General features: G+C 35.8%; 16 protein-coding genes. 11 read left to right on the forward strand and 5 right to left on the reverse strand.

Going from position 1 to position 14,788, the window contains the following annotated elements; all coding sequences use genetic code 11:
- Positions 1-188: 188 nt before the first annotated feature.
- The 4 genes from MKX29_RS19620 (at position 189) to MKX29_RS19635 (ending at position 4,636) form a co-directional block, all read left to right on the forward strand.
- A complete protein-coding gene (locus tag MKX29_RS19620) occupies positions 189-1,655 on the forward strand; it encodes a CoA-acylating methylmalonate-semialdehyde dehydrogenase (RefSeq protein WP_341107210.1) in 1,467 nt (488 codons plus the stop codon).
- A 16-nt stretch (positions 1,656-1,671) separates the two neighbouring features.
- Entirely contained in the window at positions 1,672-3,024 is a 1,353-nt protein-coding gene (locus tag MKX29_RS19625) for an aspartate aminotransferase family protein (RefSeq protein ID WP_251161740.1), read from the forward strand.
- Between the two features lie 230 nt (positions 3,025-3,254).
- Positions 3,255-3,542, forward strand: coding sequence for a DUF3219 family protein (locus tag MKX29_RS19630; protein WP_224938371.1), 288 nt, complete (start codon positions 3,255-3,257; stop codon positions 3,540-3,542).
- A 119-nt stretch (positions 3,543-3,661) separates the two neighbouring features.
- Positions 3,662-4,636, forward strand: coding sequence for a bile acid:sodium symporter family protein (locus tag MKX29_RS19635; protein WP_281202571.1), 975 nt, complete (start codon positions 3,662-3,664; stop codon positions 4,634-4,636).
- 161 nt (positions 4,637-4,797) lie between these two features.
- On the opposite strand, the gene MKX29_RS19640 is transcribed toward MKX29_RS19635, so the two are convergent.
- A complete protein-coding gene (locus tag MKX29_RS19640; RefSeq protein WP_224938369.1) occupies positions 4,798-5,976 on the reverse strand; it encodes an MFS transporter in 1,179 nt (392 codons plus the stop codon).
- A gap of 253 nt (positions 5,977-6,229) precedes the next feature.
- Between MKX29_RS19640 and MKX29_RS19645 the strand changes: the two genes are divergently transcribed.
- From MKX29_RS19645 to MKX29_RS19655, 3 genes are all read left to right on the forward strand, one after another.
- A complete protein-coding gene (locus MKX29_RS19645) occupies positions 6,230-6,430 on the forward strand; it encodes an IDEAL domain-containing protein (RefSeq protein WP_224938368.1) in 201 nt (66 codons plus the stop codon).
- A 49-nt stretch (positions 6,431-6,479) separates the two neighbouring features.
- Entirely contained in the window at positions 6,480-7,538 is a 1,059-nt protein-coding gene (locus tag MKX29_RS19650) for a DmpA family aminopeptidase (RefSeq protein WP_341052761.1), read from the forward strand.
- Positions 7,539-7,721: 183 nt separating this feature from the next.
- Positions 7,722-8,168: a GNAT family N-acetyltransferase gene (locus MKX29_RS19655; RefSeq protein ID WP_341107214.1), complete on the forward strand. Its 447-nt coding sequence runs from the start codon at positions 7,722-7,724 to the stop codon at positions 8,166-8,168.
- Between the two features lie 186 nt (positions 8,169-8,354).
- On the opposite strand, the gene MKX29_RS19660 is transcribed toward MKX29_RS19655, so the two are convergent.
- Together MKX29_RS19660 and MKX29_RS19665 are read right to left on the reverse strand one after the other, a co-directional pair.
- Positions 8,355-9,377, reverse strand: coding sequence for a DUF1646 family protein (locus MKX29_RS19660; RefSeq protein WP_341107216.1), 1,023 nt, complete (start codon positions 9,375-9,377; stop codon positions 8,355-8,357).
- A 117-nt stretch (positions 9,378-9,494) separates the two neighbouring features.
- Positions 9,495-10,022 carry a GbsR/MarR family transcriptional regulator gene (locus tag MKX29_RS19665; protein ID WP_224938366.1) on the reverse strand — a complete coding sequence of 176 codons (528 nt, stop codon included), beginning with the start codon at positions 10,020-10,022 and terminating at the stop codon, positions 9,495-9,497.
- Between the two features lie 307 nt (positions 10,023-10,329).
- On the opposite strand from MKX29_RS19665, the gene MKX29_RS19670 reads away from it, so the two are divergent.
- Genes MKX29_RS19670 through MKX29_RS19685 form a run of 4 tightly spaced genes read left to right on the forward strand, consistent with a single transcriptional unit; the run spans position 10,330 to position 13,771 of the window.
- A complete protein-coding gene (locus tag MKX29_RS19670; protein WP_281202574.1) occupies positions 10,330-11,469 on the forward strand; it encodes a betaine/proline/choline family ABC transporter ATP-binding protein in 1,140 nt (379 codons plus the stop codon).
- A gap of 15 nt (positions 11,470-11,484) precedes the next feature.
- On the forward strand, positions 11,485-12,138 hold the full coding sequence (locus MKX29_RS19675) for an ABC transporter permease (RefSeq protein ID WP_224938364.1): 654 nt from the start codon (positions 11,485-11,487) through the stop codon (positions 12,136-12,138).
- Between the two features lie 16 nt (positions 12,139-12,154).
- The gene (locus MKX29_RS19680; protein WP_373370915.1) at positions 12,155-13,075 is read left to right on the forward strand and encodes an osmoprotectant ABC transporter substrate-binding protein; all 921 of its coding nucleotides are present in this window, start codon (positions 12,155-12,157) and stop codon (positions 13,073-13,075) included.
- 12 nt (positions 13,076-13,087) lie between these two features.
- Positions 13,088-13,771 (forward strand): ABC transporter permease, encoded by a 684-nt coding sequence (locus MKX29_RS19685; RefSeq protein WP_341107218.1) that lies wholly within the window; start codon positions 13,088-13,090, stop codon positions 13,769-13,771.
- A 50-nt stretch (positions 13,772-13,821) separates the two neighbouring features.
- On the opposite strand, the gene MKX29_RS19690 is transcribed toward MKX29_RS19685, so the two are convergent.
- Positions 13,822-13,971, reverse strand: a complete 150-nt coding sequence (locus MKX29_RS19690; RefSeq protein ID WP_251161736.1) for a hypothetical protein — start codon at positions 13,969-13,971, stop codon at positions 13,822-13,824.
- 140 nt (positions 13,972-14,111) lie between these two features.
- On the reverse strand, positions 14,112-14,786 hold the full coding sequence (locus MKX29_RS19695) for a lysoplasmalogenase (protein ID WP_289433910.1): 675 nt from the start codon (positions 14,784-14,786) through the stop codon (positions 14,112-14,114).
- Positions 14,787-14,788 lie beyond the last annotated feature (2 nt).

The following is a 14,788-nucleotide window of genomic DNA, read 5'->3' on the forward strand; positions in this document are numbered from 1 at the left end:
CTAGTAGTCGGTTTATTTTGCTTGTTACGATTTCCTTTGAGACACTGATTTCGAGATTACCCCTATTTCATATAGACCGTTTGTTTATGAATGACCGTTATCCTTTTTACAGTATGTCTAATGAAAAGGAGCTAGTAAATAAGAGATAATGAAATCAGAATAATCAATCTTTAATAGGAGGTTTGATGATGAGCGTAATTGAACAGGGAACGAAAACTTTACAGAATTTTATTAATGGCCAATGGGTACCTTCACAATCTACAGAAACAATGGAGGTGCCTAACCCAGCAACTGGGGCAATTATTGCAAAGGTACCTATATCCACGAAATCAGATGTTGATCAAGCAGTAAAGGCAGCAGCAAATGCTTTTCAAACTTGGAAAAAAACACCGGTTCCAAAAAGAGCGAGAATTCTCTATAAATATCATCATTTGTTAACGGAAAACCATGAAAGATTAGCAAAATTAATCGTAGAAGAGAATGGTAAAGCATATAAAGAAGCATATGGGGAAGTGCAAAGAGGAATTGAATGTGTGGAATTTGCCGCTGGAGCCCCAACACTAATGATGGGAGAAACTTTGTCGACGATTGCAGAAGACATCGATTCACAAATGTTTCGTTACCCACATGGAGTTGTCGCTGGTATAACACCATTTAATTTCCCCATGATGGTTCCTTTGTGGATGTTTCCACTTGCCATTGCATGTGGCAATACTTTTGTTCTCAAGCCATCAGAGAGAACGCCTATTTTATCTAATGAGTTGACGAAGTTGTTTATGGAAGCTGGTGCACCAGCTGGCGTCTTAAATGTTGTTCACGGTGCGCATGATGTAGTTAATGGCTTACTGGAACATCCCCTCGTTAAGGCAATTTCATTTGTTGGTTCTCAACCGGTTGCGAAATATGTCTATGAAAAAGCGGCTTCTTACGGTAAAAGAGTGCAAGCATTATCAGGAGCGAAGAATCATCATATTGTTATGCCAGATGCGGATATGGAGAAAGCGATTAGTCATATTATAAGCTCCACATTTGGCAGTGCTGGTCAGCGTTGTATGGCTTGTAGTGCAGTTGTTGTGGTAGGTGATGGATCTGAGTTTGTGGAAAAGCTTTCACAAGCAGCAGATGAATTAATTATTGGTGAAGGCTCTAATGAAGAAGTCCTGCTAACACCAGTTATAAGAGATTCTCATCGTCAGAAAGTTTTAGGATATATTGAGAAAGGCATTGAAGAAGGAGCAGAGCTGTTACGTGATGGTAGAGCTGTTATGACTGAAATGAAAAACGGCACATTTTTAGGTCCGACAATTTTTGATCAAGTCACACCTGATATGACCATTGCGAAGGATGAGATATTTGCCCCAGTGCTAAGTTTATTGCGAGCGAAAGATTTAGATGAGGGATTAGCTTATATTAGTCAATCAAGATATGGAAATGGCGCAACGATTTATACGAAAGATGCGCGTGCTGTCCGTCAGTTCAGAGAAGAAGCGGATGCAGGTATGTTAGGGATCAATATTGGTGTCCCAGCAACAATGGCCTTTTTTCCTTTCTCTGGGTGGAAGGATTCGTTTTATGGTGATTTGCATGTAAACGGGAAAGATGGTGTTAATTTTTATACCCGGAAGAAGATGATTACCTCACGTTTTGATAATTAATAAGGAGGAAAAGTGCATGGCTGAAATTAAGGAAGAGAAAGGGTTGCTTAAGAAAGATGCAGAGGTTGTTTGGCACGCGATGAAACCATTTAGCCCTAATAGCACAATTATAGCGGAAAAAGCAGATGGTGCTTGGGTTACTGATCATGAAGGTAATCGCTATTTAGATGCAATGGCAGGTTTATGGTGTGTAAATGCAGGCTATGGTAGAAAAGAGCTCGCAGAGGCAGCATACGAACAATTAAAAGAGATGAGTTATTTTCCTTTATCACAAAGCCATACACCAGCGATAAAATTAGCTGAAAAACTAAATGAAATGCTCGGTGGCGGCTATGTATTCTTCTTTTCAAATAGTGGTTCAGAGGCGAATGAAACCGCATTTAAAATCGTTAGACAGTATTATAAGCAAAAGGGAGAACATGAACGCTACAAAATTATTTCTAGGTATCGTGGGTATCATGGGAATACGATGGCAACACTTGCAGCAACAGGGCAGGCGCAAAGAAAATATAAATATGAACCGCTCGCACCGGGCTTTATTCATGTCGCACCACCTGATATGTATCGCCAACCGGAAGATGAAACCTTGGCATCTACCAAGCTTCAATCAGTACAGGAAATAGATAAAGTAATGACGTGGGAGCTAAGCGAGACCGTTGCAGCTGTCATAATGGAACCAATTATTACAGGTGGCGGGGTTATTATGCCACCAGAAAACTATATGAAAGGAGTAAAAGAGGTTTGTGAGAAGCACGGGGCATTGCTCATTAGTGATGAAGTTATTAATGGCTTTGGTCGCACGGGTGAACCGTTTGGATTTATGAATTATGAGGTCTCACCAGATATTATTACGATGGCCAAAGGGATAACAAGTGCATATTTACCTTTGTCAGCTACCGCTGTGAAAAAAGAAATCTATGATTATTTCAAAGGAACAGAAGAATATGATTACTTTCGCCATGTGAATACTTTTGGAGGAAACCCTGCTGCTTGCGCTTTAGCATTGAAAAACCTAGAGATTATGGAAGATGAGAAGCTGTACGAACGGTCGAAAACAGCCGGTGAAGCGCTAAAGAGGACATTACTGCAAAAGCTGCAACATCACCCTTATGTAGGGGATGTGAGAGGAAAAGGATTATTAATAGGTATTGAGTTAGTAGCGGATCAGGCGACGAAGGAACCGCTAGCTGTGGAGTATGTGAATAAGATCATTTCCGGATGTAAGGAGAAAGGTGTACTAATAGGTAAAAACGGAGCAACTGTTGCTGGATATAATAATATTATTACACTTGCCCCACCGTTAAATATAACTGATAGTGATATCACTCTTTTAGTTGATACATTAACAGAGCAAATGAACCAACTTTAATTATATGCTGCACTGGCTTGCCATTTATAGCAACCAGTGCTTTTTTCCATAGATGTATGTATGAACGGTGTTAAGAAGTCATTAGCTATTTTTTTTATTTGTTATGAAAATATATTTCTCATCATTCATTTTTCTATGTAGGTTGTATCATTGTTATTTAGTAAGCAAATCAATATAACCTCCGCTCATTATTTGCTAGAATAAAATTTGTAAGAAAGGAGCAGATGATAATGGTTCAAGAGATACAATTAAACAATTATACATTACCTATTAATCAATATAAGGAAACCTTAGTAAATGGTTTAAAACAAATTGCCATTGACTTTAAAGTAACGAGTGAGAACTATCATGATATTGCCGTGCTTTTATATGAAGAAAATTTTGATGTGCAAGTTCCGGCGAATAATCTTAGAATGAAAGCCGCAATAACTCAATATTATACATCAGTAACAAATCTGTATCGTGAAGGCGAAATTGGCGACTATCATGTAACCTTACGGGAAGTTTTAGGTGAATAATCAAGAAAAACGTAATATTGTGCTCATATAGGCATAATATTACGTTTTTATTTTATCGAAAAATTCATTGCTAAAAAGTGTTAAAATATATATGTATAAAAAAGAGAAAGGAGTGAGGGATGATATTAACGAAAATAAACAGTCAGCTAGATAAAATGATGCCCTTGATTACTCCTACTAGTGTCATATTGGGTATATGCTTTGCTGTCTATTTAAAAAACCTAGATAGTCTTATCCCATGGATCTTTGCGTTTATGACATTCGCAGGTAGTTTGAAAGCAAATTTTACATCGATGAAAGAAGCCATCACTCATCCTTTGCCACTATTTATTGTCTTATTTGTTCTACATATTTTTATGCCATTATGGGCCTTTACTGTTGGTCATATTACTTTTCCAAATGATACTTATACAATTACTGGTCTAATTTTAATGATGGCAATACCTACAGGTATCTCAAGCCTGATATGGGTTTCCATTTACAAAGGCAGCATTCCATTAACTTTAACGATTATTCTCGTTGATACGTTATTATCACCAATACTTGTGCCACTTACACTAAAGCTCTTAGTAGGAGCAAAAGTGGAAATGGATGTCATAAGCATGGTGAGTGGATTAATCATGATGATTGTCATTCCATCTATTTTGGCCATGGTTGTTAATTCAATCACAAAAGAGAAGGTTTCAAACATACTTAGTGCAAGACTTGCTCCATTTTCTAAAATAGGTATGGCGACTGTTGTAATGATTAATAGTGCCGTTGTTTCATCCTACTTGACAGCCTTTGATTTACGTTTATTAGCATTAGTTGTCACCGTTTTCTTTATAGCCTTTACAGGATACTTAGTGGCTTTTTTAATTGCTAGAAAAATAGTAGGGAAAAATAGAGAAGCGGTGATTGCGATTACTTTTAATGGTGGTATGCGAAACATTAGTGCAGGCTCTGTCTTAGCTGTTGCCTATTTCCCACCGCCAGTGGCCGTGCCTGTTGTTATTGGCATGCTATTTCAGCAAATATTAGCAGCTTTATTTGGGATGATTATAAATAAGGTTGAAGAAAAGGATCGACTGAATGTGAGGAAAGAGGCAGTGTGAAGATAAAAGAGACAGTTCTATGAAGGTGGTCTAATCTCGAAGCTTGAAGATAGTAGTATTGGTATAAGTCTTAATTAAAAACCCGAAAAACATTTTAATCACAATGAAAAAATGTCTTTTCGGGCTTTTCTATTAGGCTTATTTTTTTTTTTACAAGGTTGTTAGCGGGTCTTTCTCATTTGTAATAACATACCAATATAGATGAATAAAGAAACAACAACTGAAATGGCAGCAACGATATAGATAGAGCTATATCCTAAGTAAAAAGCGATTTGTCCAAACATAATTGATCCAATACCGATTCCTAAATCAAAAAAAGAAAAGAACGTGGCATTAGCCATTCCTCTACGATTGACCGGTGCTTCTTTGACAGACCAAGCTTGCAAAGCTGGTTGAATCGTACCGAAACCTAAACCATATAAAATGGCTGCAGTAAATAGAATCGCATTACTCGGTAACCATGCGAGTAGAAGCATGGCGGCAATAATAAGGAGCACACCTGGAATAAATACAGCTTGATGCCCTCTTTTATCATAAATTCTACCTGCAAAAGTACGGCTGATGAGTAGCGCTAAAGCATAGAGAAAGAAATACCATTCAATTCCATCAATTCCTTTTTGTAATGAATAGATAGGTAGAAATGTAGCAATCCCTCCAAATGTAACGGTGACAAAGAAGATTAATATGGAAGGGGGCAGAGCGGATTTCTCGTAAACATCAAACTTTTTCTTTTCTACAACGCTAGCAGTATGGTCTACTTGCTTATATTTTATGAATGATGAAAGGATGAAAGCAGCGAGTCCTAATAAAGAACAGATTAGAAATAAAGAAGTAAAGCTAATATTGCCAATGAGTGCTAATCCTAAAGTAGGACCAAAGGCAAGAGCGAGATTACCTGATAGTCCAAAGTAACCCATCCCTTCGCCACGTCTTTTCTGTGGAATAAGATCTGTTGCGATTGTCCCTGAAGCTGTTGTAGAGAATCCCCATCCTAAACCCTGTACTAATCTGAGTATAAGTAGAAAGGCAATACTCGTTATAAAGCCAATGACTCCAACGGAAAGAACAAATACAGCTAGTCCAATAAGAAAGACAAACCGCCTGCCTTTTGATTCTAACGCATGTCCCGCAAAAGGACGCATAATAAGGGATGAAAAGGTAAATATCCCGATGACTAACCCAATTAATTGGTCATTGCCACCAAGTTCTTCGACAAACAAAGGCAATGTTGGTAATGTCATTTGAAAACCTAAAAATACAAAGAAGTTTGCAAAACAAATTAATGTAAAATCCTTAGTCCAAATTCTTTCTTTTTGTAATGAATTTGTTGATTGATCCAAAACCCCACCTCATTTATAAATATATATACCAATAGATATATTTTGATTCCCTAAATATCCATTATAGTAAAGAAAATTATATTTGCAAGGAAGTGGATTAACATATTTTAAAAAGGTTTAAATCAAGATAGTACGGGGTAATATTTATATTAACAACAATTAGTAATAGAGTATAAGATAAATTTCATTTAAGGTTTGAATTATCAGAAATTTTTTGTTATAATAGAAAAAAGGTCAAGGGGTTGATTTCAAAATGGAAAAGTACACGCTTAACTCAACAGTCCAAACCGATGAAAACCAATACTCAGTCGTAGCGGAACAAGTGTTAAATAAGGCTATACTTGACTTCAGAATGAAAAAGCTCCGCCAAGAAATTGATAACGCTCTTGAAGAAAGAAACGAAGAGAGATTTATTGAATTAACTGATGAATTAAATAAGTTAACGAATGAATAAAAAAAAGCAACCTTCTTCAAGGAAGGTTGCTTTTTTGGTACAGAAAGAAATGGAGAGAAAAGCATTGAAAATACGAGAAAGAGGAATAATCATTGGTAGTATACCGACAGGGGAAAATAATTGCTTGATTGATGTCCCCGGGGTGAGAGTCGGTCATAAAACCATTGATGAAAAGACGGAAACAGGATATGCCTGTACAGGTGTCACTGCCATTTTGCCTCATGGTGGTAATTTATTTAAAGAAAAAGTAGTGGCCACATCGTATGTTATTAATGGTTTTGGTAAAACCACTGGGTTGGTACAAGTAAATGAATTAGGACAGATAGAATCACCCATTATGTTAACCAATACATTTTCAGTCCCGGCCGTTACACAAGGTACCCTGCAATATATGTTACAAGAAAATAAAGACATTGGAGATACAACAGGGACGATTAACATTGTCACCGGAGAGTGTAATGATGGTTTACTAAATTCAATAAGAGAAATGGTTGTTACGCCTAAAGATACTATAGAAGCCATCTTGCACGCTTCAACAAATCCAGTGGAAGAAGGTGCAGTTGGTGCAGGAAAGGGAATGGTATGTTTTGGCTATAAAGGAGGGATTGGTACTTCTTCTAGAAAATTGTCAGTAAATGACGGGGAATTCTTTCATGTAGGTTGTCTTGTCTTAAGTAATTTTGGAGGAAAACCTGAATTCCCTTTTGATCGTTATTTTAAAAACAACCTACATTATCCTTTAGAGTTAGATAAAGCAACTGACGGATCAATTATGATTGTATTAGCAACAGATGCTCCGTTAAGTGATAGGCAATTACACCGAGTTGCTAAAAGATGTGGAATTGGACTGGGTAGGACGGGTAGCCATTATAGTCATGGTAGTGGAGATATCGTTATTGCTTTTTCTACTGCAAATACAATAAAGCACAAACAATCATCTTATTTGCATACAATGAAAACTTTAAGAGAAGATCATTCGATTATGAATGAGCTGTTTGCAGCAGCAGCAGAAGTAACAGAAGAAGCAATTATGAACTCATTATCCCAAGCTGAAACGACCGTTGGAAGAAATGAAACGGTTGTACATTCCTTATTTGATTTAGCTTAAATAAGGAGTGAATCAACATTTCCATAAAAGCTTTTTTTTATAGGAAAATAGCTTTTCTTTTTTATTCTCTTTGATGTTTAAGGAGAATGAGGTATTTATTTTGGTCATTGTAATGTTGGATACTTTTATCTTTTTACAGCAGGTAAAAAGCAATCTAAAAATGTTTAGAAGGAGAAAAGGTATATGGGCTATGAATATATTACTTACCATACAATCCCTGAAGCAGATGTATTAAATGACATTTTGAAACTGCATGAAGACATTTTTGGAACCTCTGATAATTTAATTACCAACATGCTGAGTAAATCTAAATTGTTGGTTATCCTTGCAAAGGATGGAAAGAAGATAGTCGGATATAAGATTGGGTATACAATTGATAGCACGAAGTTTTATAGTTGGCTAGGTGGAATAGATGCTAATTATAGAAAACAAGGTATTGCATCAATATTAATGAAGAAGCAACATCAGTATTTAAGGGATAATGGTTTTCGCATTGTTCAGACAAAAACGATGAATAAGTGGCGTAATATGCTGATTTTGAATATAAAAGGTGGATTTGACATTATTCATACTTATACAAATGAAATAGGAATACATAAAATAATCCTCGAAAAAAATTTAGTCAAATAATACAGCATCAGACCATTATTGATTAAACTGCAAATGTTATAGCGGAGACATTTACGATTCAATTTGTCTCCGCTATTACTCTATTATGTGAAGTTTTGTTTATATAAATAATCAGTGAAATAAGATAGCCTACAGCTGGTCAATCGTTTATGTCAAAGAAAGTCTCTATTTTCTATAGGAGATTAATTATTGAATAAACAATAGCACCATAAAAAAAGCAAGCATGAATACTAGTCCTATAGGTAAACCGATTTTCGCCCATTCTTTACTCGTAATATTTAATTTACCGGCTGCAATAATATTCGGGATATTGCCCGGAACAAGCATCCCACCGCTTATTAAAAGGCCGAGTAATATCGCTTGTATGGTTTGATTACTCATAGAAGGGCTAATTTCCGCCGCAGCTAATGTCGCATTATCAAGTACTGCAGATAATGTATTAATCCAGTACAGATCAGAAGGCGAGAGGTTAATCAAATATTGGCTAATTAATGGTTCAAATCCTGCACCTAAAAATGTTAACCCCATTACGAAGAAATAAATTTTTAAAGAACGAATACTTATTTCACCGTAGCCTTCTTCCTCGTTTTGCACCATTTTGCTGAATTTATCTGTTTGCCTGGGTGGTTTAACTAAAATAGCGGCTAGTAAACCGAAGAATAACAAGGCAATTAGAATCTCTTTACCAACTAAATTGATAAGGAAAAAGAAATCTTCATTTAATTTACTAATAGCGATTGTTGAAAGTGGTTCACCAATCGGTGTTAAAGATGCACCTAGACCAATAGAAAAACAGGAAAGAACAACAAATATGATTAATGACTGTCTATGTAGTGGAAGTGAAGAAGCAATAAGGACAAGAATGAGTGCGGCAATAATTGCAGTTATAACACTTGAAATCAGTCCTAAAAAGATTACTGTGAAAAAAATAAAAAACCAAAAGGGCACACGTTCACTAACATAGACGATTGAATTTTGCAGTCCGCGTCGAAACCACTTGAATAACACACTTGCTATAAAAACCGCTATTGCGATATTAATTGGTGCGATTGCTGCCTTAAAAAATAATGCTTCCGTATAGACTTGGCTAATAAAAACAGCTAAAACGCCCATAAAGAAAAGAAATATTTCTAAATTTTCTTCGACTACCTTTGAAGTAAAGGGCAGAAATAACACAAGTAAAAAAATGATGATCAGTCCAGTTAACATATAACAATCCCCATTTAATTGTTTTTCCTAACCTTAGGAACGGTTGGATATGTTATATATATGAAAAGATAGGACAAACTTTACAATAAATATTTAAGAACGGTTATAGCTAATTCTTTAGTATGGCTTCGGTACATGTTTAAATACTTCCCCACTTTCAAAAAACTCCACAAGATTAGCTAGCCATTTGTAGTATTCCATCCATTCCTTTGCTTCTGCTAATAATTCATTTATCTTTAATTCATCTTCGACGGTAAGTTCCTTTTTTGATGTGATAAGATGAAGCTCTTCTTTTATTTTCTTTTCAAATTGTTTGTTCTTTTGTATCGCTTTTTGCCAATTGGAAGTGAATAGTGATACGAACGTTTGGTAATAGTCTTGTTCCACGTTGTATAAGTCTTTACGGATGCCTTTCTCAAACACTTTTTCCGCTATATTTAACTCCACCATTTCTCTTACTACTTGACTCATTCGTGTTTTGCTCATGCCCGTTGCTTCCGATAACTCGCTAAGTGTCATCGGTTTTCTGTTCATATAAATAATCCCTAACACTCTACCAACCGTTGAGGAAACACCATACGTATTCATATTATCCGCTATTTTATCGATGAAAATAGATTCAATTTGATCAAAACTTTCGCTCAATCCAATCACCCTTTCAATATAAGGATCATTTAGTTAATGACAATGTACCATATTTGAAAAAAATTTACATAATCACACCTTTGGGAGTAATTCGTATGATTATGTAGCTATTATAAGATATAACGAGTAAAAACATTATACAATATTTATTTTAACTATTTTTTATAAAATATGTACACTTTGTAAACTTTTTATTTCATGAAGTTTATAATATACTACGTTATGTAAGTAAAAAGTCTGACAAGAGGATTCATATTACGGAGAACTGGGTATTGTTTGTGGTAGAGAAAAAATGGGGGTGTTATAAATGCTGAAATTTGAGCATGTATCAAAAAAGTATAAAGGCGGTAAAACAGCCGTTTCTAATCTAAATTTAGAATTTAAGAAGGGTGAATTTATTGTATTTATCGGCCCAAGTGGTTGTGGGAAGACAACAACAATGAAAATGATCAACCGCTTAATCGAACCAACAGAAGGCAAAATCTTCATTAATGATGAAGACATTATGGAGAAAGATCCGGTTAAGCTGAGAAGAGAAATCGGTTATGTCATTCAACAAATTGGTCTATTTCCGCATATGACTATTCAAGAAAACATTTCACTTGTGCTTAAACTTTTAAAATGGCCAGAAGAAAAAAGAAAAAAACGGGCAGAAGAGCTTCTTTCTCTCGTTGATATGACTCCTGATTATTTAGAGAGATATCCACATGAATTGAGTGGAGGACAACAGCAACGTATAGGTGTCTTGAGAGCGTTAGCCGCTGATCAACCGTTAATCTTAATGGATGAACCATTTGGTGCACTCGATCCAATTACGAGAGATGCCCTACAAGATGAATTTAAAAACTTGCAGAAGAAATTAGACAAAACAATCGTTTTTGTTACGCATGATATGGACGAAGCGCTTAAACTAGCAGACAGAATTGTCATTTTACGTGATGGACAGCTTGTACAATGTGGGACTCCTGACGAAATTTTACGTGAACCTGCCGATGAATTTGTTGAAGAATTTATTGGAAAAGAAAGATTAGTGCAAGCAAAACCAAACATTACAACAGTTGAGCAAATAATGAATGCGCATCCTGTAACCATTACAAGTGATGAGCAATTATCTAATGCGATAACTGTTATGAAAACAAATCGTGTAGACTCACTATTGGTTATTGATCAAGAAGGAGTTTTAGAAGGATATATTGATGTGGAAGCCATTGATCAAAACAGGAAAAAAGCAAAAGACGTAGCCGATATTTTAATCCCTGATACATTTTCTGTGTATAAAGATGCGCTTGTGCGTGATACGATCAGGCAAATATTAAAGAAAGGGCTTAAATATGTGCCGGTTGTAGATGAGCAAAGACATCTTGTCGGTATTGTGACTAGAACAAGTTTAGTCGATATCGTTTATGACTCTATTTGGGGAGACGAAGAGCTAGAACGTGCACAGTAGAAGGGGGAGATATAAATGAGTGCCATCATAGACTTTTTAAATAATAACGGTTCGGATTTATTGATCAAAACTTGGGAGCATTTATATATATCAGTCATTGCTGCAGCTCTTGGTGTCATTGTAGCTGTTCCTTTAGGTATACTTCTTACAAGATTCGATAAAGCGGCATCACCCGTAATGGGAGTGCTTGGTATGATTCAAACAATTCCGAGTTTCGCAATTTTAGCGTTTTTTATTCCTGTTCTTGGAATAGGTAAAATCCCCGCCATTATTGCTTTATTTTTCTATTCAGTCCTGCCTATCTTAAGAAACACATATACAGGTGTGAAAGATGTTAATAAAAGCTTATTAGAAGCTGGTCGTGGGATGGGCATGACTGGATGGGAAAGAATTCGATATGTTGAACTACCACTGTCCATCCCTGTTATTATGGCGGGTATTCGTGTATCGACAGTATATTTAATTGGGTGGGCTACATTAGCTGCGTTTATTGGTGCAGGCGGTTTAGGTGATTTTATTTTTAGCGGGTTAAATTTATATCAAACTGAGTTTATCATTGCAGGTGCGATTCCTGTCACCATACTCGCATTAATAGTCGATTTAATACTTGGAAAATTAGAATTTAAGGTTACGCCTAAATCAATGCGTGACAAAGAAAAAACAGCATAAGGTGGTGATTAGTTTGATAAAAAGCAAAAAAATTTTCATGACGATGATGTTAACGATGACTCTTTTATTATCAGGCTGTTCACTTCCTGGTTTAAGCGGATCTAGTGAAGATTCTATTTCAGTAGGGACTGTGGTCACCTCTGAATCACAAATTGTCGGTCAAATCATTAAACAGTTAATTGAAGAAGAAACCGATCTCAGTGTAAACATGGTCAATAATCTTGGGTCTTCTATTGTGCTTCACCAGGCAATGGTGAGTAATGATGTAGATATATCAGCTACTCGCTATACAGGCACGGATATTGCAGGACCATTAGGAATGGAGCCAGTACTTGACCCTGATAAGGCAATGGAAGTTGTCCAAGAAGAGTTTGACGAGAGATTTAATCAAAAATGGTATGATTCATTTGGGTTTGAGAACTCGTATGCTTTTACCGTAACTGATGAATTAGCAAAAGCAGAGGATTTAGAAACGGTCTCTGATTTAGAGGCATTAGCAAATGAAATAAATTTCGGTGTAGATACTTCATGGTTGAATCGTGAAGGAGATGGATATGATGGTTTTGTTGAAACATATGGCTTTGATTTTTCGAATGTGTATCCTATGCAAATTGGACTTGTTTACCAAGCAGCGGCATCGGGCGAAATGGATGTCGTTTTAGCTTACACGACGGATGGACGTATAAAAGCCTTTAATTTAAAAGTATTAGAAGATGATAAGAACTTCTTCCCTCCATATGATTCATCTACTGTTGCGAGTAAAGAAATTTTAGAGAAATACCCTGAACTTGATCCATTATTAGAGAGATTAGTTGGAGAAATCAGTACAGAAAAAATGCAAGAATTAAATTATGCAGCAGATGGGGAATTAAGAGAACCCGCAATCATTGCTGAAGAGTTTTTAGAAGAAAATAATTATTTCCGTGATAAGGAATAGGGGGTGGCATAAATGGATGTGTTTTCTGACTTAATTACTTATTTTACAAATAACGGTTCTTATGTATGGGAACAGTTCTTTAGACATTTTCTAATGTCAGCCTACGGGGTTTTATTCGCAGCGATCGTGGGTATTCCGGTTGGCATCTTAATAGCAAGATATTCACGTTTAAGTAGTGTAGTTCTCTCGTTAGCCAATGTAATTCAAACGATTCCTGCACTCGCTATGCTCGCAGTTTTAATGCTTGTGATGGGCCTTGGAACAAATACAGTCGTTTTTGCACTATTCCTTTACTCCTTATTGCCAATTATTAAGAATACTTACACAGGAATTAGGAATGTAGATCATACTTTAATAGAGTCAGGTAAAGCAATGGGTATGACAAAATGGCAAATATTAAGAATGGTAGAAATACCACTTTCTCTTTCTGTCATTATGGCAGGGTTACGAACAGCACTAGTCATTACAATTGGTATTGCAACAATAGGTACTCTTATTGGTGCTGGGGGACTTGGTGATATTATTATGCGTGGAACAAATGCGCAAGACGGAACGGCAATCATTTTAGCTGGAGCTATTCCAACAGCATTTATGGCAGTAATTGCAGATGTTCTAATGGGCTGGTTGGAAAGAAGCTTAATGCCAGTGAAGAAGAAGAAACAGGATAGTAATGAGCAAGAGGAGGTTACGGCATAAAAAATGATGGTGATTCATCATTAAAATGAATCACCATCATTTTTTTGTTCTTAATTTCCGTAACCATTTAACCCCGTCCCGAACGTATCAAATTCTGGTTTTCTTTCAATTCTTTCAGCAGCCGTCTCAACTGTCTCTATTTCATTTTCATGATTTTCGCCATTATCTTGTGAATGAAAAGAATGTTGTTTCTTGTTCATACTGGTATCCTCCTTTTACAATGTAAGATAGATTATAACTAGTTAAGCCTAAACGGGAGAGTGAAATAAATTTGCTTATTGTTATTTTATGCTAATGCCCAATTTAGGTTATTTCTTTATTTTAACATAAATTTGAAAAATTATCCTTTTGTTGCTATGGGTGAATTTGGTTTCTGTATCTTCACTTGTTTTACTGTATGAAACAAGCTAAAAGCAATTAAAAATTGTGCTAAATAATAGGTAATCATAATAATACTTCCGGAAAAAGGAATGGAAGAAATAAATTTATTCCATGCTAATACACTATCAGAAATGACAAAGAGTAAACTTCCAATGATGGCATATAATTGCCCTGACATAATAGCAGACCAAAACATCAATGATATGACCGCGATATAGAGGATGACTGGTATAATCAATTCATTTTCATTGCGGTTGTGAAGTGCTTTCACAAATTCCGAACTCATAAAGATGCCATAGGCAAGAATAGGAATAAAAGAAAGAAACCTAGCTAAAGAGTATTCCCAAATCTTAAAAAAGCCAATCGTATAGAATATATGACCGATTAAAAATGCGGTTAATCCAACCACAAACCAAATGAGTAGACCGTCACCGAACATACAAAAAATAAGACCTGAAAAAATAAAATAGTAGTGAATAGGTTTAGTTTCTTGCCGATTGCGATAGGTGTATAGAATAATAAGAATCATCGGTACTAATTTGAAAAAGATTTTTAGGATTGTCGGTTCCTCAGGTATAAAAAATATATAAAGAACAGCAAATAGAAGAATCATATATGGCAGTTTTTTTCGCATTG

The organism is Cytobacillus sp. FSL R7-0696, assembly GCF_038006865.1.
In the GTDB taxonomy this organism is placed as follows: domain Bacteria; phylum Bacillota; class Bacilli; order Bacillales; family Cytobacillaceae; genus Cytobacillus; species Cytobacillus kochii.

Bases quoted from the DNA above. Each gene is read 5' to 3' on its own strand.
- MKX29_RS19620 (WP_341107210.1), top strand. From the start codon at position 189: ATGAGCGTAATTGAACAGGGAACGAAAACTTTACAGAATTTTATTAAT.
- MKX29_RS19625 (WP_251161740.1), top strand. From the start codon at position 1,672: ATGGCTGAAATTAAGGAAGAGAAAGGGTTGCTTAAGAAAGATGCAGAG.
- MKX29_RS19630 (WP_224938371.1), top strand. From the start codon at position 3,255: ATGGTTCAAGAGATACAATTAAACAATTATACATTACCTATTAATCAA.
- MKX29_RS19635 (WP_281202571.1), top strand. From the start codon at position 3,662: ATGATATTAACGAAAATAAACAGTCAGCTAGATAAAATGATGCCCTTG.
- MKX29_RS19645 (WP_224938368.1), top strand. From the start codon at position 6,230: ATGGAAAAGTACACGCTTAACTCAACAGTCCAAACCGATGAAAACCAA.
- MKX29_RS19650 (WP_341052761.1), top strand. From the start codon at position 6,480: ATGGAGAGAAAAGCATTGAAAATACGAGAAAGAGGAATAATCATTGGT.
- MKX29_RS19655 (WP_341107214.1), top strand. From the start codon at position 7,722: ATGGGCTATGAATATATTACTTACCATACAATCCCTGAAGCAGATGTA.
- MKX29_RS19660 (WP_341107216.1), bottom strand. From the start codon at position 9,377: ATGTTAACTGGACTGATCATCATTTTTTTACTTGTGTTATTTCTGCCC.
- MKX29_RS19670 (WP_281202574.1), top strand. From the start codon at position 10,330: ATGCTGAAATTTGAGCATGTATCAAAAAAGTATAAAGGCGGTAAAACA.
- MKX29_RS19675 (WP_224938364.1), top strand. From the start codon at position 11,485: ATGAGTGCCATCATAGACTTTTTAAATAATAACGGTTCGGATTTATTG.
- MKX29_RS19685 (WP_341107218.1), top strand. From the start codon at position 13,088: ATGGATGTGTTTTCTGACTTAATTACTTATTTTACAAATAACGGTTCT.
- MKX29_RS19690 (WP_251161736.1), bottom strand. From the start codon at position 13,971: ATGAACAAGAAACAACATTCTTTTCATTCACAAGATAATGGCGAAAAT.
- MKX29_RS19695 (WP_289433910.1), bottom strand. From the start codon at position 14,786: ATGCGAAAAAAACTGCCATATATGATTCTTCTATTTGCTGTTCTTTAT.